Origin of the sequence: Grimontia hollisae CIP 101886 (assembly GCF_000176515.1) — a bacterium.
GTDB classification, from domain to species: Bacteria; Pseudomonadota; Gammaproteobacteria; order Enterobacterales; family Vibrionaceae; genus Enterovibrio; species Enterovibrio hollisae.
In genome coordinates this window covers 665,173-691,516 of record NZ_ADAQ01000011.1, presented here as the reverse complement: position 1 = coordinate 691,516, position 26,344 = coordinate 665,173, and the positions used below count along the sequence as shown (strand labels likewise).

Here is a 26,344-nt window from a genome sequence, read left to right as displayed (position 1 = left end):
TAGCACTTTTCTGGTTTTGCCTGTTACTCGGCTGATGCAATAGCCATGGGGGTGTTTTCGTCTCTTTTCGTGATCACAGTGCCTGTTTGGGTAGCCGCACCGGCAGCGAGTTGTACTTGGGTGGCAACCAGACTTTCTACGATCTTCACCAGGTTGGTCCACGTCACTTTTTCTTCTTTTTTGAACAGGGACTCGAAGCTATCCGGCGTCCAGGCAATAAAGTGTCTTGGGTCCAGCGCGCGGCCCAGAAAACGGACCTCATAGTGAAGGTGAGGGCCGGTAGAGAGGCCGGTATTGCCTGACCAACCAATCAGGTCGCCTTTTTTAACGAACTGACCGGTATTAACGTTGAACTTGTCGAGATGTGCGTAAAGCGTCATAAAGCCAAAAGCATGGTCGATTTTCAGAAGGTTGCCATATCCTGTTTTGCGGCTGGGGCGCTTGTATTCCACTACGCCATCAGCAGGGGCATAGACCGGTGTGCCAATGTCTGCGGTTAAGTCCAGACCCAGGTGAAATTTTTTGTTGCCGGTAACAGGGTGGGTTCGCGAACCATAGCCTGATGAACGGCGATAGCTTTCAATCGGCTTACCGCTTGGGATCAGTTGCAACATAGTGGCACGTACAGCGGAGTTGATAGCAGCGACATCCAGACGCTCGGCAAGCGGCAGTGGTCCATCACTGTCTTGTTCCAGCCCCAGTACTTCTTCCACCGAAGAGACGCGTAAAGTGAGGTAGCTCAACTGACTGTCTTTTTCCTCGATGGTTTGCGCATATTCTTCTTCTTTGTTGTTGATCAGTTGCTCAAGTTGTTGTCGCTGTTGTTTCAGATCTTCTAACTGACCGACGAGCTCAGAGCGCTTCTCCGCCATGTCTTTCAGTGTTACTTCGGCAGTGGTTGAACGGTAGTTGAGGTAATAAATGGTGGCAATACTTGCCACAATGCCCGCCAACAGGGTAACGAAAAGTGAAAGCAACACTTTTTTCAGTGATGGGGAAAGTACAAAGTGGCGGGAACCATTTGTATGGGAAACAGCAATTCGGATGTTGTGAGGCATGGTACGACTACTTCATGTCTATGCGCGTTGTTTGCTCGCCGGGCTATACGGTATCTTTCAGGTCTGTCAGCTGCGCCAGTTCACGATGGAGCAAAGTGTCATTGCCGACGTTGAGTTCAACCAGACGTTTAAGGTGGCTGGCACTGTCGATATCGATGTGGTCTATCTGGAAACTCAGGTATTCACCTCTCTCCTGAACAAGCTTGAGATCCATCTCTAGCTCGATATCCGATTCATGCAGCCTAAAGCGCACATCGTAGTCTTGATCGTTTCCCGCTTCCCAGTCTTTTGGCATAGCAAGCAGTGCCCCTTTCAGCGAAAGATCGAGTACGTTACTTTCCCATGTTTGGTTTCCCTGACTGATAGTGGCCGGTGTGCGGTACACCACGCGGGAATATCTACGACGTTCTGCCATCTCATTTATCCTTAAATCCATTTACACCAAGTGTAGGAGAGTCGGCGATATATCTCTACTTCGACGTTTCGTCTCCGTGATGTTTTGCGTGTCTTAGCGGTGAGTTATTTGCGGTAAAGTTATAAGTTGATGATTTTTAAGTAAGAAAGGGTCGTGTGAACCGACCCTTTCTTCAACCGGAGTCCGTGATTATTTGGTCACGCGTTTGTACTTGATACGGTGTGGTTGAGCTGCCGCTGCGCCCAGGGTTTGTTTCAGCCACTCACTGTATTCTGCGTAGTTACCTTCGAAGAAGTTCACTTTACCTTCGTCACGGTAGTCCAGAATGTGAGTTGCGATACGGTCAAGGAACCAACGGTCGTGCGAGATAACCATGGCACAGCCAGGGAATTCAAGCAGCGCTTCTTCCAGTGCACGCAGGGTTTCTACGTCCAGGTCATTGGTTGGTTCGTCAAGAAGCAGTACGTTACCGCCTGCTTTAAGCAGCTTCGCCAAGTGGACACGGTTGCGCTCACCACCGGACAGCTCGCCGATACGTTTTTGCTGGTCACTGCCTTTGAAGTTAAAGCGTGAGCAGTATGCACGGGCAGGGATCTCAAAATTGTTGATGCGGATGATGTCGGCACCTTCAGAGATTTCCTGATACACAGTGTTGTTGTCATCCATATTGTCGCGGAACTGATCAACGGAGGCCAGCTGAACGGTTTCACCCAGCTCGATGGTACCGCTGTCAGGCTGTTCAGTGCCGCTCAGCATCTTGAACAGGGTAGATTTACCGGCACCGTTAGCACCGATGATGCCGACAATCGCGCCTTTTGGCACACTGAATGACAGGTCATCAATCAGTACACGATCACCGAATGACTTGGTCAGGTTTTTCACTTCGATTACCTTGTCACCCAGACGGTTGCCTGGCGGAATGAACAGCTCGTTGGTTTCGTTACGGCGTTGGTATTCCGTGGTGTTCAGCTCTTCGAAGCGCGCCAGGCGGGCTTTTGATTTTGCCTGACGGCCTTTGGGATTCTGACGAACCCATTCCAGCTCTTTCTCAATGGTTTTCTGGCGGGCTCTTTCAGACGCCGCTTCTTGTTTCAGGCGCGCTTCTTTTTGTTCCAGCCAGGAAGTGTAGTTGCCTTCCCATGGAATACCTTCACCACGGTCAAGTTCCAGGATCCAGCCAGCGGCGTTATCCAGGAAGTAACGGTCGTGCGTAATGGCAACCACGGTACCGCTGTAATCGACCAGGAAGCGCTCCAGCCAGCCCACGGATTCGGCATCCAGGTGGTTGGTCGGTTCGTCCAGCAACAGCATGTCAGGTTTTTCAAGCAACAGGCGGCAGATAGCGACACGGCGGCGCTCACCACCGGACAGGTGTTTGATTTTTGCATCCCATTCTGGCAGACGCAGTGCATCGGCGGCGCGCTCCAGCGCATTATCAAGGTTGTGGCCATCTTTCGCCTGGATCAATGCTTCCAGTTCACCTTGCTCTTTTGCCAGCGCATCGAAGTCTGCGTCAGGCTCTGCGTATGCGGCGTAAACGGCGTCAAGGCGCGCAAGGGCGTCAACCACATCAGCCACTGCTTCTTCGACGGTTTCACGCACGGTTTTCTCTTCGTCCAGTTTCGGTTCCTGAGGCAGGTAACCCACTTTGATGCCCGGTTGGGCGCGGGCTTCACCTTCAATATCGGTGTCGATACCCGCCATGATGCGAAGAAGGGTGGATTTACCTGCACCGTTCAGACCCAATACGCCGATTTTGGCTCCAGGGAAAAAACACAGGGAGATGTTTTTCAGGATCTGACGCTTCGGTGGCACAATTTTGCCAACGCGCGACATGGTATAAACGTATTCAGCCATTCTGCTCGCGTTCTCTTGTCACTAAATGGAAATAATCAGCCCATTATTCTACCTGCTTCGCTGGCGCATTGTAACAGTGCAAGCCCTCAGTACTCACTGGATGTGGTTGAAGTATAGTTTTTGGGAACCATTTGCCAGGAAGATAAACAAAAGGGAGAGAGCTGTGTTTCAATATCCTATACCTAATGTCCGGATTGTTACTTTTTGTCCGTGCTTCAGGGAGGAAACATAAAAGGATGGGTTATTTGACGGGGGATACCCCTAAATTCCGGTCGAATCAGGCACATTAGGTATAAGAAGCTTTACCCTAACCGCAAAGGTCATCAGGACCTTTTAGAAAAACCAATAACGAAGAAGTGTATAAAAAGTCAGTGGATAGAATTTACCGTTCAGTGCCCATCGGTGTGGCGTTGCTTCTTGGCAGCATTGCGCCGGCATCTGCGCTCTCGGTTGATGAGCAGCGCACCCGTTATGAAAAAGCCATAGCCGCTATTGAAAGAAATGATTTAGCCACCTTTTCCCGTTTGAAGTCCGACGTTACTGATTACCCGCTTTATCCGTATCTCGACTATCGCGATTTCATGCGTGACATTAACAATGTCAGCAGCGAAGAGGTGAATGCGTTTTTGGCGAAATATCAAGACTTGCCTTTTACCAGCACGGTCAGGGCTCGGTATATCAGTGCGTTGGCATCAAAGGGGAAATGGTCGCAGTTGTTGGCTTTCCAACAGAATGTACCGCGTGGTGAAAGTTATCAGTGCCATTATTATTATGCCCACAGTCAGGCTGGAGATAAGGCGCTGGCGCTTTCCGGGGCAAAATCCCTCTACCTGTCAGGCTCTTCGGTTGACAGCGCATGTGACAAACTCTTTGAATACCTCGATGATAACGGCAAGCTGACCGATAACCTGATCCTGGAACGCATGCTGCTGGCGTTTGAGAAGCGAAATAGCACCCTGATGCGTTATCTTGAAAAGACATTGGGCAGCGCATCCGCCAAGCGCCAGGCTAAAGATGTGATCGCGCTGTATGACAAACCACAGGGCGTGGCGGACTTTTCCAAAAAAAGCAAAGTGACGGCGTTCAACCGCCATCTGACCAAAATCAGTTTTGAGCGCCTGGCCAACAGTGATCCCGAAGAAGCCGTCAGGCAGTTTACGCGCACGGTGGAAGGGCAACATTACGACAGCCATGAGCGTCAGAAGATGGCGGATTATCTCGCCGGCCGTTTGATGTCCACTGATGACAACACACTGGCTGCATGGCGGGACAAGCAGCTTAAGCAGTCGGTGAACCCATCCCTGCTTGAACGCCGGGTAAGGGCGAGTCTGGTAGAAGCGGACTGGGATGAAGTCGGCCGCTGGATGGCGGTGATGCCTGAGAAACAACGCGCTCAACTGAAGTGGCGTTACTGGCAAGGGCGAGTGTTATTAGCACAAGGCAAAACGTCGCAAGCGAATGCTTTGTTTGAATCTATGCTGGGGGCGCGTAATTTTTACAGCGTTGCTGCTGCCAGACAGCTGGACCGGCCTATCGATATTCCCTATCAAACTACGCCCTTGAATGTTGATGTCCTTGCGCCATTTAATGATGCCCTGATGCGCGTCGGTGAACTGTTAAAGCAGGACAAGCTGACTGCCGCTAAACGGGAATGGCATTACATGCTCCAGCGTGCCAATCTGGCACAGAAAGCAAATCTTGCGGCTTATGCGTCTGATAAGCGGTGGTATCACTTGTCTGTGCAGGCGACGATTGCCGGTAAGCTTTGGGAGCACCTGGAGTATCGCTTCCCCGTTGCACACCGTTGGTGGTTTGAGTTTTTCAGCAAAGAGCGTGAGTTGCCCCTGACGACATTGCTGGCTCTCTCTCGTCAGGAAAGTGCCTTTTACACTGGTGCAGTGTCTCCGGTGGGGGCCCGTGGCCTGATGCAACTGATGCCGGCTACCGCCCAAGAAACGTCCCAAAAACTGGGTGTTCGCTACTTGGGGATACCGACCCTGCACGATCCAGGGGTCAACATCCGCCTCGGCAGTGGTTATTTGCGTATGCTGCTAGATGAGTTTGACCAGAACCGTATCCTGGCATTTGCTGGGTACAATGCTGGCCCACACCGCGTCAGGCGCTGGTTGGAAGAATCTGGCGGTAATCTCGATGCCATTGCGTTTATTGAAGCGATTCCCTTCCGGGAGACCCGTGGTTACGTCCAGAATGTGTTGATGTATGACATTTACTACCGGAAGCTGCTAGGGTTGCCATTGCAGTTTCTGACAGAAAGTGAGGCCAACCGTCGCTATTAGCACACGAAAGCTAAGACTCTGACGTAGATGGGGTATAATGCGCAGGTTGAGTAAACCTGATCCCCATGAGGTGACCATGAAAGCAACGCCGGAGTATTCGAACTGGCAAGACGTGCTGGATTTGATCCACAGAGCAAGTGAAACCGGGCGCGAAGCTGAATTGCTGAAAATGCTGCTGACCCAAGACGAACGTAATGCGTTGATCGCACGGGTAAACATCGTTAATGAGTTACTGAAAGGGGACATGAGCCAACGCCAACTCAGCCAGATGCTGGGTGTGGGCATCGCCACTATCACACGCGGGTCGAACGAGCTGAAACAACTGGATGATGCGCAAAAGCAATGGTTGCAGAAGCTGTTGGACAAGTAAAGTGCAGGAAGAGAAGGCCCTAGGAAAAGCAGGTCCTAGGGAAAAGAAAAATGCGGCAACTGTCTATTAGCAGTGTCGCTTTTTTATTCAATGTCGTCTGCAGGACCCAGGACCCAGGACCCAGGACCCTTGAGGTCTATTAGTGCTCTTCCGTTGGAAACAACCCCGGATTCATAAAGGGAATCAAGGCCAGGATCAGCGCCTGATGGTAGACTGAACTTCGGGTCAGCAGGTGACCGGTTAACATGCCAATAGCCCCGCCTTTCTGTTTTACGTTCTGTTCATTGAACATTTCATCCATCACATCGCCAAGCTCTTTTCCTTCTTCCAGCATTTTCAGGGCGGCCGGTGGCAGGGGAACTGACGCTGAACGTGACTCACCCACCCGGTTGGCTGATTCCACCACCACCCAGGCAAACGTGTAAGGGGCGTCTAAACCTGCTTCGACACCGACATAGAAGTTGCCGTCTATGACCTGTTTGGCGTTATGAACACGGTTACGTGCGCCTGCCAGCGTCTCTTCGCTGGTCATGGGCTGGTCGGCAACACCGCTGGGTACTGACACGCCTTCGAAGGTCATGTCATTGTTGGGAAACACGTCTTTGAAAGCAGCTTCAACGGCGGCGATTTTGGCCGGATTCAATGACGTGACGATCACTTTAGTCATGGGATTGTTGTCCTGATTTTGCGTGTTGTCCGTTTTTCGGGGAATGGCTGAATAGCCGAAAAGGCAGCACTAGCAAACCTGTCAGCCACACCACATGTTTTTCTTCCCGCTGGCTTTTTATGCCAATGGTCATGCCGTCGTGGCCGTCTTTGGGCTGTGCGCGGTAAGTGTTAAACAACCTGTCCCAGACAGCAAGATTAAAGCCGAAGTTGGAATCGCTCTCGTAACGATGGATAGAGTGGTGCACCCGGTGCATGTCAGGCGTCACAACTACTTTCCTCAGCCAGCGATCAACAGAAAGGGGCAGGGCGACATTGGCGTGGTTGAATAGCGCCATGCCGCTTAAAATGACTTCAAACAGGATCACCGCCACCGCTGGCACCCCCAGTATTGCGATGGCAGCAAATTTGATGACCATGGAAAGCAGGATTTCGAGCGGGTGGAAACGGGCGCCGGAGGTCACATCCAGATCGCGATCGGCGTGATGAACGGCGTGAAGCCGCCACAATACCGGAACAGTATGGAACAGTTTGTGCTGGAACCAGATCAGGCCATCCAGCAATACCACACTGAGGATGGCTGACAGCCAGAGAGGGAGTGAAATCCGATTAAAAAGGCCAATGTCCTGGTGTGTGCACCAGGCAGCAAAACTGGCTGCCGCCACTGGGAAAATGAGGCGGACGGCGGCGGTATTTAGCATCGTCAGTGCAAGGTTATTCAACCAGCGCTTTGCCTTACTGACCGTCAGGATACGTTTGGGAAACCACCATTCGGCACCTGCCATCACACCAAAAAGGATAAGAAAGGTTAACAGCCTGAAAACAGCTTCGTGTGATTCAATAAAACTTAGCACGGATGTACCTGCGTTTGGATATATTGGGCAGCTTAACACAGATACAGGAACGGAAAACAAAACGGGCACTTTCGTCCGTAGTGTTGGTGATTTTGACAGCGATATTGCCGACATGCGCAGTGAATGCGGAGCCCATTCCCCATCAGAGAAGTTCGTTTTTCATTTTTGCGCTATTGGGTCTGGTTGCTATCTAAGCCTTCTTGGAGACACGTCAGCTCAACATGGGTGACGACACGGTTCCGGCCCTGTTTTTTCGCCAGATATAGGGAGGAATCTGCAGCCTCTATCAGTGCCTCGACGGTGTCAAACTCCGGAAAAGTGGCTATCCCGGCGCTGAGTGTGGCGTAGAATGTTTCTGGGCCATTGGAAAACGGTGTTTTTGAGAAGGTGTTACGGAATTCATCAATCAGGCGCAGGGCGATGTCTGCTGGAGTGTCAGGCAAGATCAGAGCAAATTCTTCACCGCCGTAGCGGGCACTGGTATCGGTTTTTCGGAAACGGTAGTTGAGCAGACGGGCTACCCCTTTAATCACTTTGTCACCAACCGGGTGGCCGTACTGGTCATTGATTGATTTAAAGTGGTCAATATCAATCATCACAAAGCTTATCGGTTTTTTATGCCGGCACGCACGGGACAGTTCCCGTTCAAGCGCCATTTTCAGGTTGGAGTGATTCAATAATCCGGTCAGGCTGTCCCTGTCCATCATTGCACTTAATGCACGGAACCGGCGTACCCGGATAGAGACAGCCTGGGCCAGGTGGAGGTCATTGATGGGCTTGGTGAGGAAGTCATCAGCCCCGACCTGTAAGGCTTTCATCTGTAGTTTCAGATCTGTTTCGCCGGAAAGGTACACAATAGGCACATTGGTGTGTACGGCATGCTGGCGTATCACACTTGCTGCTTCCACTCCGGAGCAGGTCGGCATGTACAAATCCATCAGCACCAGATCGGGTTGGAATTCACTAAGCGCATTCAGCAGGTGCTCCGGATGGCTGACAACGCTGGTTTTTATACCAGCGCCTTGCAGCACTGTTGCGTAATGTTCCGCCAGTATGTGGTCATCCTCCACAATCAGCACCCGGTACTGCTCGTTGTGGGTGTCCCAAAGCGAGTCGAGAATGCTCAGTATGTCATCGTATTCCACCGGCTTTTGGAAGAAGGTAAATGCCCCTGCACGTGCTGCCTGGAGACGACATTCCCAGCAATCATTGGCACTCAACACCACCAGCGGAATACCGCTGCTTTTTCGCCACACCCTGGTGACGGCATCAAGCAGGGTGAAGTCGTCCAAATCCACAATCAGGACGGAAGGCAGTACCTGGTCGAGTGCCTCTTTGAGCGCCTCGGCGCTGTCCAGAAGCAGTACGTCGTAATCGATATATTGCAGTTGCTCTGCCATTTCCCTGGCATTGGCAGGGGTTTCGGCGACCACATAGATACGTTGCCTGGCGCGTTCTTGCTCATGGATCAGGTTGACTTCGCCATAGGTGAGATTTTCCGGGTAGTTAGGTTCGATTTTCGCAATGTCATCCATACTGTTAACCAGTCGGGTGATATGGCTGGCTTTCTTTGGATGAATAGGTAAACCGTTGTCTTCGATATGCGGTTTCAGCAAGACTTCAATATCACGGCTACATTCGCCAAGGTCGACAAACCCAAGGGTGGCGGCGGTGCCAGCCAGCTTGTGGGTTTCTATCAACAGCGCTTCAAGTGCATTACTGTGGGGATCGTCAGGGTATTGGATTTTTTGCCATAAAGTTTTGATCCGATCGGTCCGTTTGGTCACTCCCCGGGCAAACTTGGCTTGCTGGTTCTGAAACTTTTTTATCTGGGATGGTCTCATACACTGTGCCCTGCCATGAGGTTTCTAATGTCTTCTGCCAGTGACATAGGATCAAACGGCTTGCTGATTACGCCGATGGCACCGCAGTCATAGTATTCCGCCATTTCAGAGGATTGCACTTTTGCTGTCATGAAAATCGCCGGTGTGCTTTCAAGGTGTGGTATTTCCCTGAGGTATTTCAACGTGGTGGGGCCATCCATGTCCGGCATCATTACGTCCAGCAATATCAAATCCGGGGCCGAGAGTGCCGCCTTTTCGATGGCCTCATTGCCACTCACACAGGGCAGCAAGACGAAGCCTTCGTCTTCCAGTGCCATTTCGGCAATGTCGCGGATGTCTTCGTCATCTTCCACGTAAAGCACGGTTATTGGTTTATCCATCACATTGCCTTTCTGGGAACTTTTTTCTTAATTATAAGACGGAGTTCTGACTTGAGTCGGTTAAAGTTAAGTGTTTGTTTTTCGTAACAGGCCATCACAATATCGGGCAGTGAGATATCTATCTCCTGATCGGTGAGTAATACCGTGGGTATCTGCTTGTTCTGCAGATGATCCAAGGGATTTTTCACTGATTCAACAAAGGGATATTCAACGAAGGCGACATCAAAGGTCTGTTGCGTCATTGCGTGTTTGGCTTGAGAGAGGGTATCAACCCCTACAATATCTGCATGGTGACTGAACTGTGTTCTGAGCATTGCCAGCAGTGTGTCATCTGTACCAATAAAAAGGATTTGTTGTGCATTGAACGTGATGGTGCCTTCTGGCCTTATCTTTTCCGCTGCGTGGTTCTCATTCGGTACGGTGAAGAAAAACGTTGCGCCCTGTTTGGGGACAGAAAAAAAGTGCAGTTGTCCTTTATGTGCCTCAATGATGGATTTTGCGATGGCTAACCCTAATCCTGTCCCGCCTACACGGCGAGTGTCTGAGCTGTCAGCCTGAGAGAAGCGGGTAAAAAGGTGTTCATGAAACTCGGGGGGAATACCGGCGCCGTGATCTGTGATCTCAACGCGAAAACTGCTCCCGTTGTTCTCCAACGTGACGTTAACCTCTCCGCCGGACTTAGAGTATTTAATAGCATTAGACAGTAAATTAGCCATCACCTGTTGCATGCGCGTGGAATCAGCGTTGATATAGGCTGTTTCGGTGTCGCTCTCAAAGGTGACTGTGATCTGGTGATGTTTGGCATACCCGGTATTGTCTTCGATAGAGCGGGCAATGATGGAGTAGAGGTTGCAACGGTTAAAGTGATATAGCATGGCGCCGGATTCCAGCTTTTCGATATCGAGGATGTCGTTGATAAGCAAGGTCAGACGTTCACAGTTACGCAGTGCCAGGGTCAGCATTTTCTGGGTCTTATCCGGTAACTCCCCGCTGAATTTTCCGAGGATGATCCCGAGCGCTCCACGGATAGAGGTTAAGGGGGTGCGCAGTTCATGGCTGACGGTCGCAACGAATTCATTCTTCATGGCTTCGTCTTTTTTACGCGACGTGATGTCACGAATGATGCCAGTGAACATGGGGTTCCCTGAGACCCGCATTTCACTGACAGACAATTCAGCGGGAAAGATAGACCCATCTTTTCTCATGCCAACCACTTCACGACCGATCCCGATAATTTTTGCCTGTTTGCCATTCATAAAATTTTCGAGGTAACTGTCATGCTCGCTGGCAAAGGGGGGAGGCATCAATATATTGATTTTCTGGCCAATTACTTCTGTTGCGCGATAACCGAAAAGGCCTTCTGCGGCGGGGTTGAAGGTGGCGATGTAGCCATGGGCATCAATCGTAATAATGCTGTCTACAACAGTGTCAACGATGGCCTGTACCTGGCTTTGGCCTGAGAGGCGCTCCTCTTTGATGTTCTGTTCATTGATACGGTTTATTTCCTGTGTCGCCTGGTTGAAGGCATCAGCCAGTGTGGCGATCTCCTTATCAGCCTGCAGTGTGTTGATAGGATAATGTCCTTCTTTAACTTCTCTTGCCAACGCGACAATTGGCCATGCCATCTTGTTTCCAAGGCGACGGGTGATAACGACAGCAGGTATCAGGGCAATCAGGGCCAGAATGCTGAAGCTGGTCAGCCAGGATAAAGTTTCTTTCAGCAGGGCGGAATAGGGTTCGCTGAGTGTAACGGAAATACCAAACGGGCTTATCATCAGTCCGTCGGGTGGTTGTTGTGATACCTGAATGCCCGGTTTCGTCATGTCGCCACCTGATACCATCCAGCTCTCATTGATTACGATTTGGTAGTTGTGGCCGATACTTTCCAACACTGGGGCCGTGAGGGCCGCCATGTTGACTCTTGCGATAATTCCTCCTTGCACGGCACCGTAATAGACAATGGGCTCAACAATGTAGAAATTGTCATTTTGGAGCATGATTTCACCGGTTCCCATCGACAGGGTATTTGAGACCATCAGGGCATTAAACCAATCGGCCGGTTGAGCGCTTTGGGAAAGGAAATTTCCGGCGTAATCGAAGAGGTGAGCCTCTTCAATGGCAGTATGCAAGGTGAGATCTTCAAGAGCATGTTCGAAGTAGTAACCGCCACCATTAATATCAATCAGGCTGTTAATTGATAACTGGCTTTGTGCTGTGCGTGAGACAGCACGTTGCTGTGTTGAAAGTTGAAAGTTGAGTAACTGTAACGTATTGGAGGCATCGGCATTCAGATCCTGTTCGAGCTGGCGCTGAATCCGAAACAGCTCTATCACCGTTGTTGCCCCTACAACCAACAACAAAAAGATCACCAAAAGTGACAGGATAAGTTGTGAAAAGCGTGTTGAGATGCTTTGGTTGGCCGACATCAGCGAGAGGACTCCAGAGGATGTAACGTACCGTTTTTATAAAACGCAAACAGGTAGTCATCCTTAGTCAGCGCATCCTGGGTGCCTTTAAACGGAGAGCGATAGGTTTTCATCACCCCTTGGTAATACTCAAGCTGGGTCATTTCCTTTTGTATCGCAGCCATGTCCGTTGAACCGGCCTTGTTGGCTGCGATGGCCAGCATGTGCATCAGGTCGTAAGCATGCGCGGTGCCGGATGGGGCAAAGATATCTGTGCCTTTCGTCGTGCCATAGCGGTCGTGGTAGCGCGCCATTAATGCTTTAGCGGCAGGGTTGTCATTGCCGATAAAGGAAAAGGTTTGTAATACCCGAAGATCTATCTTTTCTAGGGCATTGGCAGAGCGTTCTGCAAACGTTGAGCCGGTGATCCCCCAGTGGGAATAAACCACCGGAGGATTTTCATACCTGGCTAATGCCGTCACAAATTTTTCTCCTTCCACGGCATTTCCCACAAAAATAATGGCCTTGGCACCTCTGTTAATCAGGTTTCGTATTTTGGTTTCCATGTTCTTTTCTCCCCAGTCGAACCACTGGACTCCTGTCGGCTGGTATTTTCGTTTTTCCATCTCCTTTGAAAGCCCCTCGAAATTGCTGCGTCCCCAGCCGTTATTGACTAAGAAAAAACCCACTTTGTCAGACGCTTTTAAGGCACCTTCAAGTAAAAACTGCGCGGCATATTCGTCTCTTACTGAGACACGAAAAACAAAATTGGGGGCATATCCATTACTGACAATTGGGGTTGCTGCAGCCCAGGGGACAAGCATCAGCATTTTTTTCTCATGCAGAAGATTGAGCTCGGCCAATACCACAGGGCTGCTGATGCCGCTGAATACCGCAAGCACATTGGGGAGCTTGGAGAGCAGCGCAATGTTGTCGAGGCCACGGGAAGGAACCATGGAGTTGTTTCTGACCATCAGCCGGACTTCCTTTCCGAGAATACCGCCTTGCTGGTTAATCTCTTCTAAGGCGAGTTCAATACCTCGGCGGATAGCCAGTCCTGATAAGGCAGCGCTGCCAAACATGTCGGCATCAAGGGCAACAATCAGGTTGTCCGGAGGGAGGTTTTCCCAGTCTGTTTTTGCCTGAATGACTTGCTCTAGCATCGCAGTGCCAAACTGCATTCTCTGGTGCTCAATCACATGGGCAGAGGCGGTTTTCATCCAGGCCAGCAGTGCGTTGGAGGGGACATTGATGACACCGTCTTCCCTCAGGCTGAGCAGTGCCAGTTTTTCTTTCTGGTACGCGATATCGTACTGGAACGTTGATGCAGTCTTCGCGGCACTGTCGATAATATGAATCAGCTGTTTGGGAAGTCTGTTTTTCGTTTTGGCAGACATCATCAGCAGAAGCGTTTGGTGCCCATGGCGGGTCAAATTCACCTGCAGATTTGACCTCCGATGGGCGGACAGTTGGGACAGCGTCATTTCCTCGCCATCTAAATCCCCATTGGCATAGGCTTCGCTGACCCTTGCTGTTGAAATGGGTAGGGTAAGCCCGCCCCAGCTCTTGAACTGCTCACGAAGCACGGTACTTTCCACGATCCTGAAGCGTTTGTTCAGAAACTGATCTTTGCTGCTGAGGGGGGCGTTGGTGACGAGTTGCTTGAATCCACCGTCCCAGAAAGCCAGCCCAACTAGGCCGTAATCCTGAAGTTTGGCCAGCATTTGGCGGCTGGCGTTACTGGCGTAGACACGTCGAACTTGATGATGTTCGGTGAAGAAAAAAGGCAGATCAAACAGCTCAATGCCCGGATACAGGTGCGACACCTTGGCGCTGGGGACGACGGTGAAATCAATGTCCCCTTTCTTTAGTGCAGCAACCCGTTCACGCTGGCCCAATGTTGCTTTGCCGTTCAGCACATTGAGGACAAGTTGTCCGTCGGATTGTTTTTCTATCAGTGACGCAAAATAGTTGACGGCTTCATATTCGGCAGCGGCGGAAGTAGAGGATAACGCAATGGTTAATCTGTGCTTGGTAGGCAGTGCTTCTGGCGTGTTTGAGCCCGGTTTCGTTTGACCATCGCAACCTGTTAATAATATCAACAGCGTGATCAGGGTGAAGGTGTATTTCCCCACGGCGATGTTTTTCATCCCATACCCTCTGATGGTTGCGTACTGGAAGTTGTTCAATCTTTTATCAAAGATTAGAAATGAGACAGGTGTTTTTCCAGTGAGGAGAATTGAACGCGGTACGGTATAAATTGTTGCTGGCTGGTGTTTCCATATATTTCCTGCATGGCAGGTGCATCCCGTGTCGCAAACCTGTGAACAGTGAGATCTGGGCTAGTATGTAAATGGGTGGTTAGTCATTAACCCATGGCGACAGTGAAATCACCCTTAGTCAGATGAAGGGGTGATGTATGCTTTACCAACTGAATGCGACTTACATGGATGCCATTAAACCACTGAACTCTTGGGTGAAATTCATCCGAGATGTGAATGCAGCACCATGGAATATCCTACGGACATCTTCCGTTACCCGCACACTGGATGCGTCTATGGAGCTGGTGGAACGCCTCACAGATTGCTATGACGAGCCTGCCTGGGAGCTGGATACCACGGTCATCAATGGCGAAAAGCTGGCAATCCAATACAATGTCATTGCCAATAAGCCTTTTTGTAACCTGCTGCATTTTCGCCGCAGCAAAGCCCAACCTAACCAGCCTAAAGTCTTGTTTGTGGCACCACTTTCCGGCCACTTTGCCACTTTGCTGCGGGGCACCATCGACGCTTTTCTGCCGGATCATGATGTGTATGTGACAGACTGGCGAAACGTTCGCGATGTGCCGTTATCGCAAGGGGAGTTCCATTTTGATGATTATGTGGATTATCTGGTGGAGTTTTTGGAACTGCTGGGGCCGGACACCCATGCCATTGCTGTTTGTCAGCCCTGTGTGCCACTGATGGTAGCCACCGCTTTGATGTCGGCAAAGAATAATCCTGCTGTACCGACGACCATAACCTTGATGGGTGGGCCGATAGATACCCGCATCAATCCGACTGACGTGAACGATTATGCCAGCGGTAAGGATTTGGAATGGTTTGAGTCCAACGTGATTTGTACTGTGCCGGAACAGTACCAAGGGGCAGGACAGCTTGTTTATCCCGGCTTCGTTCAATTATCCGGTTTTATGTCGATGAACCTGGATACCCATGTGCAAAAGCACTTTACGTTTTTTGGTGATCTGGTGAAAGGGGATGGGGAGAATGCCGAAGCGCACAGAAAGTTCTATAACGAGTATCTCGCGGTGATGGATTTGCCTGCCCACTATTACCTTGACACCATTCGCAAGGTGTTCCTCGAACACAAGCTTCCCAACAAAACCATGCTGTACCGTGGGGAACCTATCGATTTGGGTGCCATCACCCGCACCGCTATGTTGACCATTGAAGGTGAGCTAGATGACATCACAGGACGTGGGCAAACCTCCGCGGCACTGGATCTTTGTACCAGGCTGTCGGCATCGAAAAAAGTCCATTATGAGCAGAAGGGCGTGGGGCATTACGGCATCTTCAATGGCCGCCGTTACCGGGAAGCCATAGCGCCTAAAATCAAAGGTTTTATCAAAAAGTACAATCCAAAGGTGGTGAAGGCGGCATAGCCTATTTTCGTCTGCCGGTGGGGAAAACACTTTTGCTTCAGGCGTGATTCTGTTCCTTCCTGATCGTCGTTATAAAGAAACGAAACGGTTAGAGAAGGAACAGCGAATGTTACGAAAAATACTTCCCGTCATCGTGATGCTGACAGGCTTTGTTGGTATATCTACGGCCAATGCCCATGGGCCATCAAGACTTAAAGTCTCCGAGTCTGTCACCATTAATGCATCGGCAGACAAGGTGTGGGAAACGGTGGGCGCGTTTGACAGTCTTTCCTGGCTGCCACCGGTTACTAAAGTTGTTATGGAATCGGGAAATCCAACCGAAAAAGGTGCGGTTCGTGTGGTGTATGTGGGCGATCAAAGTGTGACGGAAGAGATCAAACGCTACAACGCTGATGCCATGATGATCAAATACAAAATCACCAAAAACAATACGGCCTTGTTGCCTGTTACCAATTACCAATCCACGATCAAGGTGAAGCCGGAGGGCGATAAGAGTGTGGTGACCTGGAATGCGGGTTTCTACCGTGGCTACCCTAACAATGATCCGCCGGAAAACCTCAATGATGCTGCTGCGATTGCCGCAATCTCTGGCCTCTACAAAGCCGGGCTGGATAACCTGAAAACAGAAATGGAAAAGTAGCGCTCACCCAATCTAACCCCATCCCGGCCTTCCTTTTTCAAAGGCGTCGATAACAAACCTGTCTTGGCGCATTGTCTTTTAAAGGGAAAGGCGAGGAAGGGGATAACTTTACACGTAACCTGACATGGATCCTGTCAGCTCAGTTCTTGCGAACCGCCACCGCTCACTGTCAGTACCTGACCGCTCACCCATGCCGCCGCTGGCGAGCATAGAAACAGTGCGGCCATGGCAATGTCGTCAGTTTTGCCAAGACGCCCAAGCGGCGTGTGTTTCAGCATCGCGCTTTCGATCTCCGGTGTCAGCACTTTCTCAAGAGCGGCGGTGCGGATGGCGCCCGGTGCGATGGCATTGACGCGGATGCCTTTGCTGCCAAGGTCAAAAGCCACGTTACGGGTCAGGTGGTTAACCGCTGCTTTTGATGAGCCATAAGAAGCCATCATCCAGTTTTTGTTTTCTCCCGCCATGGAGCTGATGTTCAGCACAGCACCGCCCCCGGCTTTTTCCATTTCCGGCGCGCAAAGCTGCATCAGACGGAATGGGGCGAAGACATTGAGCTGGTATGCCCATTCAAAATCAGACATTGGCATGTCAAACGGCTTGGGACCGCCGCCCCCGGCGTTGTTGGCAAGGATTGTGACTTTTCCGAAAGCAGTAATTGCCTGCTCTACCAGCGCAATGCGATCGTCTTCTTTGGTCACATTGCAGGCCACGGCAATGGCGTGTTGCCCAGTGGCGTTGATGGCAGAAGCCACCTCGTTGGCGGCGTCCAGATTCAGGTCACTGACCACAACCTTGGCACCGGCTTCGGCAAACACTTCTGCGATACGGCGGCCAATGCCTGCTGCTGCACCGGTCACGATAGCTACCTGATCTTTAAGGCTGAATTGATCAAGAATAGACAAGGGACTGTCCTCCTTCAGTTAAGATGGAATGAGCCTAGTTGCACCTACAACTTAACGCTGGTTCTTTCTTGATACAAGATTAAATAATGCATAGCGGCTTATAAAAACCGCGATATATTAATGAGTTAAGTTAATGAAGTGTTAACTGGCGTAGCGGAAGTAATCCAATCCTTCGACATTGCTGGTGATGTTGTTACCGATGATTTGCGCCAGTAGGTGACCGGAACCACAGGCCATGGTCCAGCCCAATGTGCCGTGTCCGGTGTTGGTGAACAGGTTGCTAAAGGGCGTTTTACCGATCAGCGGTGTGCCGTCTGGCGTCATTGGCCGAAATCCCGTCCAGAACTCTGCCTTGTCGAAATCCCCGCTGTTTGGGAACAAGTCTTTGACCACCATGGAAATCGTCGCTTTGCGCTTTTCCGGGATTGATGGGTCGAAGCCTGCCAGCTCTGCGGTGCCTGCAACACGGATACGATCGTCAAAGCGGGTCAGCGCGACTTTGTAGGTCTCATCCATCACGGTGGACGTCGGCGCTTGTGTTTCGTCAGTGATTGGCACCGTCAGTGAGTAGCCTTTTACCGGATAAACCGGGATGCTGAGACCAAGATCTGCCATAAATCGGGTGGAATAGCTGCCCATAGCGACAACGTAAGCATCAGCTTCCAGCTCGCCTTTGTCTGTCACCACGCTGACTATGCGGGTGCCTTCGCGTTTTACGTTTTTTACCTCGGTGTCGAACATAAATGTTACACCGTGGGCTTTGGCAAGTTCGGTCATTTGCTGGCAAAACAGGTAGCAATCCCCGGTTTCATCATCTGGCAGGTACAGACCACCGGTGAGCTTATGGCTTACTGCGGCAAGTCCTGGCTCCTGCTTAATGCAGTCTTCGACCGTCATGCGCTGGTAACGGGTGCCGCTTTGCTCCAGCAGGGCGATGTCTTTTTCCACTGCATCAAGCTGTTTTTCATTGCGGAAGATTTGCAGCGTGCCTTTCTGGCGACCCTGATATTCAATATTGTGTTTGTCGCGAAGCGCGATCAGGCACTCTCGGCTGTGGTTGGCAATGCCCAGCATGCGGGATTTATTGATCTTGTAGCGATCAAGCTGACAGTTTGACAGCATTTGTGTCGCCCACTTAATAAGCTGCGGGTCGAGGGACGGTTTCACTTTCAGCGGCGCATGTTCTTCGAGCAGCCAACGCACTGCTTTTTGTGGAATACCCGGCGCAGCCCAGGGGGATGAGTAGCCATAGGAGATTTGCCCGGCATTGGCGAAACTGGTTTCCTCGCCGGCTTTTGACTGACGATCCACAACCGTGACTTGATAGCCTGCCTGCTGTAAATACCAGGCGCTCATCAGGCCAACCACACCACTTCCCAACACCAATGCTTTCATGTTTGCTCTCCCTGTCATTAATGGCGTGAGTTTGCGGTGTTTACATAATGCTAACAATCGATATAAATTAATCGCTGTATGTAGAATTTCTAAAGGCAAATATGCAAATACTCAAAGGCCAGCACCTTGGCGCACTGTATACCTTCGCAGAAGTTGGCAAGCACAACACTCTCACCCATGCGGCTAAGGTCCTGCACCTTACGACAGGGGCGGTGAGTCAGCAGCTGCTACAACTGGAGCAACAATTAGGTTTTACTTTGCTTGAGCGCCATTCACGGGGTATTCGCCTGACTGAAAAGGGAAGACAGCTTCACCAGAATGTGAGTTTCCATTTAGCAGAGATTGATGCAGAAATCGCCAGTTTGCAGAAAGGAAGCGGAAAGAAACAGGAAATCCGCCTTAAGCTCACGCCTTCATTTGCGTTCAAATGGCTGGTGCCAAAGCTCGAAAGCTTCCATCAGGTTTACCCGGATATTCAGGTGCAGATTTTTGCCGAAAGCGCATTGGTGAATGCGGATACGCGGGATTTTGACCTTGCTATCGACTATCGACCGCACCCTTTCAAACACCCGAACGCCGAACTCTTGCTGGATGAATACCTGCTGCCGGTAATGAGTCCCAGGTATCTGGAACGTCACCCCTGGTTGCAAAATGACGCCGGGAATACGGCGCACTGGCAGGCTGTCACCCTGCTGCACGATGCCATGCCATGGGAAAAGGCCGGGAAGGACTTGGAATGGCGAAATTGGGCAAAGGAAATGCAACTTTCACTGCCGATTGAGCGCGGCCATTTTTTCAACCGTACCGACATGGCGATGTCTGCTGCTGAAGCAGGTGTCGGCATTGCCATGGCCCGTATGGCGCTTATCGACAATGAACTGGAAACCGGAAGGCTGGTTTCGCCGTTCTCGCCAATCAAAGCCAATGCTGGGTATTACCTTATCAGCAGTACCCAGAGTGACAGCAACGAAAAGTTCGTGGGCTGGCTGAAGCAAAATGCGTGTTCCCAAGCCTGTTGAAAATCAGGGGGCAGGCCGCGTATTCCCAGCACCTATAAAAACAAAACCCAAGGGCTTCCTTGGGTTTTAACGTTTTAGAAGGCCTTCATCAGCCGTTTGTATTCTGCGTCGTCCTCATACATTTTATGGAATACCCTGTACTTGGCATCGTAGAATTTTTTAATTTTCTCTGTTTGTGGCATCACGCTCTTGCTGATCCGGCTCATGGCATCCATGGCATCCGGGATATCACTGTAGAAACCGGCTGCGACTGACCCCAGCATTGCTGAACCCAGCAATACCGCTTCGCTTTCTTCCGGCAGGAGGATCATACAACCTGTGGCGTTGGAGTGCTCTTGCAGGAAGACGCTGTTTTTCGTTCCCCCACCGCATGCCATGATGGTGTCAATTTCATACCCGGATTCATTCATCACTTCGATAATATGGCGGGTACCAAGGGCGATTCCCTGGATTGTTGCCAGGTATTGCAGCGCCATATCATCCAGCGTTTTGGTCATTTTCAGCCCAGTAATGGTGCCGGTTAAATACGCATTTGCCCGCGGCGAACGGTTGCCATGGAAGTAAGGCAACACATGGATATCTTTAGTGAGAAAAGCGATGTCTTCCTTGCTTCCTGCCAGTGCCAGAAGATGGTCGTTTAGCAACTGGTAAACGGTTTTTCCCTGCTTATCTGCCAGCTCTTTTACGCCTTCATACAGTGGGTGGGAGGTAATAATATGGTCAATGAGCGCCCCTGTCGCTGACTGGCCACCTTCATTGAGCCAGTAACCCGGGATCATGGCGCTGTAATACGCGCCCCAGACGCCATCAATGAAGCGTGCCGTTTTGGAGGCAGCCATGTGGCAGGATGACGTTCCGCCGATCAGGGCCAGACGCTTATTGAAATCGGCTTTCTCGCCGGTCAGACCGGATGCACCGAGTACGCCGATACCACCGGCGTGAGCATCAATGATTGATGTGCCGACAGCCGTGCCAGGTGTCAGTCCCAGATCATTGGCTGCGTGAACCGTCAGGCCGTTTCCTACCGGCTGGCCCATCGGCAGTATCCGGTCACCAATGGTTTTGGCGTTGTTTTCCAGCAGCTCTTCAAGGCCAATCAGTTCGAAGAAACCTTTGTCCCATTTGTTTTCATGACCGAGATACGTCCACTTACATACTGTAGAGCACAAAGAGCGGCTGGCATCAAAGGTGGCTTTCCAGGTAAGGAAATCTGGCAGATCGAAAAAATAGCCAGCCTTGGCCCAGGTATTGGGCATGTTTTGTTTCAGCCAGAGCAGCTTGGGTGTTTGCATCTCGGGGGAGATACGGTTGCCAACGTAAGCCAGAACAGGGTGCCGGGTTTTGTTGATCCTGTCTGCCTGCGCGGTGGCACGGTGATCCATCCACATCACTATATTCTGTTCGCTGCGCCCTGTGGGGCTGACGGTTAATGGCTGGCCGCTTTTATCCAGCACAACCAGTGAACAGGTGGCGTCAAAACCGATACCTTTCACCTGAATAGGGTCGATATTGGCCTGTGACACGGCGTCTTTGACCGCAAGACAGACACTTTGCCAGATGTTGTCTGAAGATTGCTCGACGAAGTTGGCCTGGGGTTTGAACATCAGGGTGTCGCGTTTGGCTTCGCCGACTTTGCGACCTTCTGCGTTAAAGACGCCGGCCCGTGCACTGCCGCTGCCCACATCAACGCCGATAAAATAAATACTCATATGCCACTCCGTTAAGCCTTATTCTTTTGTAAGAAGATAAATAAGATCAAGATGCCGCCCCACAGCGCCATAGTGAGATAGCTGCTCACTCCCAGCAAATTAAGACCACTTTCCAGTGTCTGTAATACGATAAGCGCCAGGGCAATACCGATAATGCGTCCAAAGCCACCGTCTGGATTGATCCCGCCGAGCACGGAAGCAAGAATGGCAATAAGGAGGTAAGATTCACCGTAGCCTGCCTTGGCCGAGTTGAATTTTGCCATCATCACAATGGCGGCCACCCAGCAAAGCACTGACGAGATGATGTAAACGTACAGGGTGGCTTTTTGGGTGTTGATACCGGAAAAGCGGGTTGCTTTTTCATTCGATCCCATCAGGTAAATGGTCCTGCCCAATTGGGTGTGTTCCAACAGTGCCCACAGGCCGACGGCAAAGCCGGCAAAAAGAACCAGCGGCATGGGAATGCCCAATACCGAGCCATTACCCAGCGCCAGCAGCGCACCGGGGAAGCCGGAAATCACACTGCCGCCGGAGATCAACACGTTCAAACCGTTGATGAGGGTCATGGTGCCCAATGTTGCCAGTATCGGTGAGACACCGACGTAGGCAATCAATGCACCGTTCAGCCCCCCAACGATGGCGGCGGTAACCAGCCCTCCCAGCAGCGCCAGCATCAGCATGGCCGTAGAATCAGGGGCCTGTGTGATGATACTTGCCATCACCAGCCCACAGGCGTTGGTGGTTGCAATGATGGAAAGGTTTATCCCCCCGGTCAGCATGCAAACTGCCATGGCGAGAGCCAGCAAACCCAGCAGCGGCATCTGTGACGACATCGACTGCATGTTGTCTACCGAGAAGAAAGCCTGTCCGCTTGTGAATGCCATCACCGCAAGGATGCCAACCAGAATCACCAACAGGTAACGGATATTCCTGTCTGTGGGCAGTTTTAAACTGTTCAGTACGTCTCCCATCCTTATGCTCCCCTTAGCGCTTGTTTTTTCTCGTTAATCGCTGTCATGCTGATGCTGCAGACAATGATTAAGCCGGTCACGACGGTGTGCCAGTAAGACGGTACGCCAAGCAGTGTCAGACCGTTTTTGACCACCGCCAGCAAGATGACACCGAGCACGACACCAAACAGGGTGCCTTTTCCGCCTGTCATGCTGGTGCCGCCCAGCACCACAGCGGCGAGCACTGTGAGCTCGAAACCCATCAGCGAGTTGGGCGCGACTGATTGGGTGATTTGGGTTTGCACCACAGAGGCAATGCCGGCAAGGGCCCCCATGTAGCCATACACAAACAGGTTGATGCCGAAAAGGTTGATACCGATACGGCTCGCTGCATCCGCATTGCCGCCCACCGCATAAATCTGGCGGCCAAGGCGGGTTTTGGACATCAGGAATGCCGTGAGGGCAATCATGGCGATCAGGGTCAGGATGGGGAGTGACAGCCCGTAGTCGTACCCGTCGCTGCCGGTGAAAGTAAACAGTTCAATACCGTCCATAAACCAGTCGGGGAAGCCGTACAGCCATTCACCATTGCTGAAGTAAATCAGCAGCCCAAAGAAAACGTTCAGGGTGGAAATGGTAATGATGATTGCCGGCACTTTGAGTTTGTACACCAGCGTGGCGTTCACCATACCGAGCAACACGCCCACGACAGTGGCGATAGCAAATGCGACGATAAAGTTACCGCCCTCCGCCAGGATATAGGTCGCCGCGACATATTGTGCGATAGCTGCCGTGGCTGGGAAGGAGATATCAATGCCCCCGGAAATCAGCACCACAAACAGGCCGCAGGCCATAATGCCAAGCAGTGCGGAGCTGACTGACATATCGAAAATGTTGCCAAGGGTCAGGAAATCTTCTGAGATAACCGCGAGCACACTCACGATCAGCACAATGATCAATGAGAGGTAGAACTCATGGCGCTTGGTAAAGGAAGACAGAGAGCAACGAAACCGGTTAAGCATTGACTGCCTCCATGATCGCTTGCTCGGTTGAGTGAGCGGGTTGGAAGTCATGGGTGATACGTCCTTCTTTCATCACAAGCACGCGGTGGCTGTTATAAAACACTTCAGGGATCTCATCGCTGACCAGAATGATTGCCATCCCTTTTGCCGCGAGATCTTTGGCAATGGTGTAAATCGCCTCTTTGTTGGCGACATCGACGCCAACGGTCGGTGAATCCAGGATCAGGATTTCCGGTTCTACGGCAATCCATTTTGCAATTGAGATGCGCTGGGCATTACCGCCAGACAAACTGGTTACCGGTAATTTGGGGTCTGCCACTTTGATTGACAGGGAGGAAATCAGCCGATCGACCAGTTTGTTGGCTTTAAGGTGATCAAGAAACCCTGACGGTTTTTTTAACCGGTTCATTACCGATGCCGTGATGTTGTCCTGAATGGTCTGATCCATCACAAGGCCCGTCGACATCCGGTCTTCAGAGACATACCCAATACCTTTGGCAATCGCATCCCGGTTAGAATGGAAGGATACCGGCTCACCATTAATACGTATCACGCCGCTGTCAGGCTGGGTCATCCCAAACAGCGCCATACAAAGTTCAGTGCGCCCTGCACCAAGTAAACCCGTGATAGAGACGATTTCACCTGCCCTGACCTGAAAGGAGATATCCTCAAACTCCCCGTGTTTAGACAGCTTTTCGACTGCCAGCTTTACGTTGCCCTGCTGGTGGTAACTGGCAAGAGGGGTGAAACTGAAGCGCTGGCCGGTCATCAGGAAGGCCAGCTCGTCGCTGTCGACATCCTTTGCCTGATAGGTGCCGATTGTGCGGCCATCGCGAATCACGGTGATCCGGTCAGAGATTTCCATCACCTCATCAAGCTTATGGCTGACGAAAACGACGGTAACGCCTTTGGCTTTTAAATCTGCCACCACCTGAATCAGGTGATTCACTTCGGTGCGGGTTAATGACGCGGTAGGCTCATCCATGATCATCAGTTTCGCGTCTGAGGCCATCGCCCGGCAGATAGCCACAAGCTGGCATTCAGCGATAGAAAGCTGTTCCACGCGTTTATCAAGGGGCAGCGTTACCCCTACTTTTGCCATGGCTTGAATCGCAATATCCCGAATGCGCTTCTGCTGGACCAGCCCTTTGTGCCATTCCACATGATCCTGAATGGCAATGTTTTCCGCGACGGTCAGGTTTGGAAACAATGAGAGATCCTGATAGATAACCTGAATGCCGTGCTCTATGGACTGTTGCGGCGAGAGGCGGGAATAGCGTTTACCATCCAGTATGATTTCAGCCCCTTTTTCCGGTGCGTGAACGCCGGAAATGACTTTAAACAAGGTGCTTTTTCCACAACCATTTTTACCGGCGAGGCAATGCACTTCACCCTGATTGAAAGTGAGGTTGATATCATCCAACGCCTTAACGGAGCCGAAGTGCTTCGACACCTGTTTGAGGGTTATAAAAGGAGTACCAGGCATGACAAATTCCACAATGACAGGGCGGCATTGCGCCGCCCAATTTCGAACACAAAGCGCCGGTTTTAGAAACCCAGCTGACGGGCGTTGGTTTTATCGACTTCCAGAATCTTGTTGAATTTGATCACACGATTCTGTGTATCGATTTCTGCTTCGCCAAGGCCTTGGACGTTGACGCCTTCAGAGATGTCTTTGCCATCCAGCATTTGTTTGGCAACAGCGACCAGCGCGTATCCTGCATCGGCCGGGTTCCACAAGAAGCCTTTGTCTATTTCACCACGGGCAAGGTAAGGTGCTGCCTGGCTTGGCATCATGATGCCGACCACGCTGATTTTATCTTTCGCACGTTTTTTCTTGATGGCTTCCCCGGCACCAATACCGCCCAGCGAACCATAAGAGACAATACCGGCCATATCCGGGTGCGCTTTCATCAAATCGTTCGTTGCCGCATAAGACTGATCGATACTTTCAGCAACTGGCATACGGCTTGTTACTTCATACATCTCTGGGTAGGTTTGTTTCTGGTAATCAATAGCAAGGTTTGCCCAGTTGTTGTGAAGAGGCACCGTCAGTGAGCCAACGTAAACCACGTAACCCCCTTTCTTATCCATGTTCTTGGCCAGTTCATCCATGGTTGCTTTCGCATAGGCTTGGTTATCAATGGTTTCGATATCCCAATCTGCGCCATGCCCATCTGGAGATTCATGGGTTAACACAACGATGCCTTTCTCACGTGCTTTTTTAAACACAGGCTCAAGCACCGTCACATCGTTAGGGACAACCGTGATCGCATCCACGCCTTTGGCGATCAGATCTTCAATAATTTTTACCTGCTGTGCCGGGTCTGGTGTTGAAGGACCCAGTTGGCGGGCATTCACGCCGAAATCTTTTGCTGCCTGTTCAATACCCTTATCCATTTGATTGAACCAAGGTATACCAGACACTTTCACCACGTTTACGATTTCATAGTCTTTCGCTTGAGCGCCTACAGCAGCAAGGGCGAACGTTAAAGCCGCCGTTCCTAATAAGACCTTTTTCATCTTCATCAATCCTTTATTCATTATGAGTAGGGGTAAGGTGAGTCGACAAAATTATCTTAAGATGCATTTCAACCATTAATTGCCCATCAGTTGTTAAACTGTGATAGCGGCACATTGATGAAACCAGACATGATCATTTGTGTTAATTATTTGTGATCATGGAATGTAAGCGTAGTTTTAAGGTCAAAAAGAAGTCTTTAAAGGCACCAATTGTTTACATGTGGATCATTTATTTGACATTTTAAGTGTGCGAATTGTCTTCCTTACAAGGTTAAGCATCCTTAATGAGCTATTTGTTGATAGATGTTTTAGGTTGATCACGATTTTGGCGAAGATTCGACGTTTGCGCTTTGTGCTCTGGTGGTAAACGTCATCAC

Annotated in this window: 21 protein-coding genes; 5 read left to right on the top strand and 16 right to left on the bottom strand. The window is 50.8% G+C overall.

Features of this window, described 5'->3' with window-relative positions; translation table 11 throughout:
* Window positions 1–23: 23 nt before the first annotated feature.
* The 3 genes from VHA_RS09490 to ettA all read right to left on the bottom strand — a co-directional run bounded on the left by VHA_RS09490 (window position 24) and on the right by ettA (window position 3,330).
* Window positions 24–1,058, bottom strand: a complete 1,035-nt coding sequence (locus VHA_RS09490; RefSeq protein ID WP_005503828.1) for a M23 family metallopeptidase — start codon at window positions 1,056–1,058, stop codon at window positions 24–26.
* 43 nt (window positions 1,059–1,101) lie between these two features.
* On the bottom strand, window positions 1,102–1,473 hold the full coding sequence (locus VHA_RS09485) for a PilZ domain-containing protein (protein WP_005503827.1): 372 nt from the start codon (window positions 1,471–1,473) through the stop codon (window positions 1,102–1,104).
* 189 nt (window positions 1,474–1,662) lie between these two features.
* Complete coding sequence (ettA, locus tag VHA_RS09480) at window positions 1,663–3,330, bottom strand: energy-dependent translational throttle protein EttA (RefSeq protein WP_005503826.1); 1,668 nt, start codon at window positions 3,328–3,330, stop codon at window positions 1,663–1,665.
* A gap of 371 nt (window positions 3,331–3,701) precedes the next feature.
* Between ettA and sltY the strand changes: the two genes are divergently transcribed.
* Both sltY and trpR read left to right on the top strand, forming a co-directional pair.
* Window positions 3,702–5,627: a murein transglycosylase gene (sltY, locus tag VHA_RS09475; protein ID WP_226926515.1), complete on the top strand. Its 1,926-nt coding sequence runs from the start codon at window positions 3,702–3,704 to the stop codon at window positions 5,625–5,627.
* A gap of 76 nt (window positions 5,628–5,703) precedes the next feature.
* Window positions 5,704–5,997: a trp operon repressor gene (trpR, locus tag VHA_RS09470; protein ID WP_005503824.1), complete on the top strand. Its 294-nt coding sequence runs from the start codon at window positions 5,704–5,706 to the stop codon at window positions 5,995–5,997.
* Between the two features lie 139 nt (window positions 5,998–6,136).
* Here trpR and yjjX read toward each other — a convergent pair whose 3' ends face one another.
* The 6 genes from yjjX to dctP all read right to left on the bottom strand — a co-directional run bounded on the left by yjjX (window position 6,137) and on the right by dctP (window position 14,296).
* Window positions 6,137–6,664 (bottom strand): inosine/xanthosine triphosphatase, encoded by a 528-nt coding sequence (yjjX, locus tag VHA_RS09465; RefSeq protein ID WP_005503823.1) that lies wholly within the window; start codon window positions 6,662–6,664, stop codon window positions 6,137–6,139.
* Window positions 6,657–7,517, bottom strand: coding sequence for a sterol desaturase family protein (locus VHA_RS09460; RefSeq protein WP_005503822.1), 861 nt, complete (start codon window positions 7,515–7,517; stop codon window positions 6,657–6,659). Before VHA_RS09460 ends, yjjX begins: the two co-directional genes overlap by 8 nt.
* Before the next feature lie 170 nt (window positions 7,518–7,687).
* On the bottom strand, window positions 7,688–9,361 hold the full coding sequence (locus tag VHA_RS09455) for a GGDEF domain-containing response regulator (protein WP_005503819.1): 1,674 nt from the start codon (window positions 9,359–9,361) through the stop codon (window positions 7,688–7,690).
* Window positions 9,358–9,741: a response regulator gene (locus VHA_RS09450; protein ID WP_005503818.1), complete on the bottom strand. Its 384-nt coding sequence runs from the start codon at window positions 9,739–9,741 to the stop codon at window positions 9,358–9,360. Before VHA_RS09450 ends, VHA_RS09455 begins: the two co-directional genes overlap by 4 nt.
* Window positions 9,741–12,167 (bottom strand): ATP-binding protein, encoded by a 2,427-nt coding sequence (locus tag VHA_RS09445; RefSeq protein ID WP_005503817.1) that lies wholly within the window; start codon window positions 12,165–12,167, stop codon window positions 9,741–9,743. The genes VHA_RS09450 and VHA_RS09445 overlap by 1 nt, the downstream gene beginning before the upstream one ends.
* Window positions 12,167–14,296 (bottom strand): TRAP transporter substrate-binding protein DctP, encoded by a 2,130-nt coding sequence (gene dctP / locus VHA_RS09440; protein WP_005503816.1) that lies wholly within the window; start codon window positions 14,294–14,296, stop codon window positions 12,167–12,169. The genes VHA_RS09445 and dctP overlap by 1 nt, the downstream gene beginning before the upstream one ends.
* Before the next feature lie 269 nt (window positions 14,297–14,565).
* Between dctP and VHA_RS09435 the strand changes: the two genes are divergently transcribed.
* Complete coding sequence (locus VHA_RS09435; protein WP_005503815.1) at window positions 14,566–15,807, top strand: polyhydroxyalkanoate depolymerase; 1,242 nt, start codon at window positions 14,566–14,568, stop codon at window positions 15,805–15,807.
* 106 nt (window positions 15,808–15,913) lie between these two features.
* On the top strand, window positions 15,914–16,447 hold the full coding sequence (locus VHA_RS09430) for an SRPBCC family protein (protein WP_005503814.1): 534 nt from the start codon (window positions 15,914–15,916) through the stop codon (window positions 16,445–16,447).
* 134 nt (window positions 16,448–16,581) lie between these two features.
* On the opposite strand, the gene hdhA is transcribed toward VHA_RS09430, so the two are convergent.
* Complete coding sequence (gene hdhA, locus VHA_RS09425; protein WP_005503813.1) at window positions 16,582–17,349, bottom strand: 7-alpha-hydroxysteroid dehydrogenase; 768 nt, start codon at window positions 17,347–17,349, stop codon at window positions 16,582–16,584.
* Between the two features lie 141 nt (window positions 17,350–17,490).
* On the bottom strand, window positions 17,491–18,744 hold the full coding sequence (locus tag VHA_RS09420; RefSeq protein WP_005503812.1) for a D-amino acid dehydrogenase: 1,254 nt from the start codon (window positions 18,742–18,744) through the stop codon (window positions 17,491–17,493).
* 101 nt (window positions 18,745–18,845) lie between these two features.
* Between VHA_RS09420 and VHA_RS09415 the strand changes: the two genes are divergently transcribed.
* The gene (locus VHA_RS09415) at window positions 18,846–19,763 is read left to right on the top strand and encodes a LysR substrate-binding domain-containing protein (protein ID WP_005503810.1); all 918 of its coding nucleotides are present in this window, start codon (window positions 18,846–18,848) and stop codon (window positions 19,761–19,763) included.
* A 74-nt stretch (window positions 19,764–19,837) separates the two neighbouring features.
* On the opposite strand, the gene VHA_RS09410 is transcribed toward VHA_RS09415, so the two are convergent.
* From VHA_RS09410 to VHA_RS09390, 5 genes are all read right to left on the bottom strand, one after another.
* Window positions 19,838–21,472, bottom strand: a complete 1,635-nt coding sequence (locus tag VHA_RS09410) for an FGGY-family carbohydrate kinase (protein WP_005503808.1) — start codon at window positions 21,470–21,472, stop codon at window positions 19,838–19,840.
* 11 nt (window positions 21,473–21,483) lie between these two features.
* Window positions 21,484–22,443, bottom strand: a complete 960-nt coding sequence (locus VHA_RS09405) for an ABC transporter permease (protein WP_005503806.1) — start codon at window positions 22,441–22,443, stop codon at window positions 21,484–21,486.
* A gap of 2 nt (window positions 22,444–22,445) precedes the next feature.
* On the bottom strand, window positions 22,446–23,444 hold the full coding sequence (locus VHA_RS09400; RefSeq protein ID WP_005503804.1) for an ABC transporter permease: 999 nt from the start codon (window positions 23,442–23,444) through the stop codon (window positions 22,446–22,448).
* Window positions 23,437–24,930: a sugar ABC transporter ATP-binding protein gene (locus tag VHA_RS09395; protein WP_005503803.1), complete on the bottom strand. Its 1,494-nt coding sequence runs from the start codon at window positions 24,928–24,930 to the stop codon at window positions 23,437–23,439. Before VHA_RS09395 ends, VHA_RS09400 begins: the two co-directional genes overlap by 8 nt.
* Window positions 24,931–24,992: 62 nt before the next feature.
* A complete protein-coding gene (locus VHA_RS09390) occupies window positions 24,993–25,967 on the bottom strand; it encodes an autoinducer 2 ABC transporter substrate-binding protein (RefSeq protein WP_005503802.1) in 975 nt (324 codons plus the stop codon).
* Window positions 25,968–26,344 lie beyond the last annotated feature (377 nt).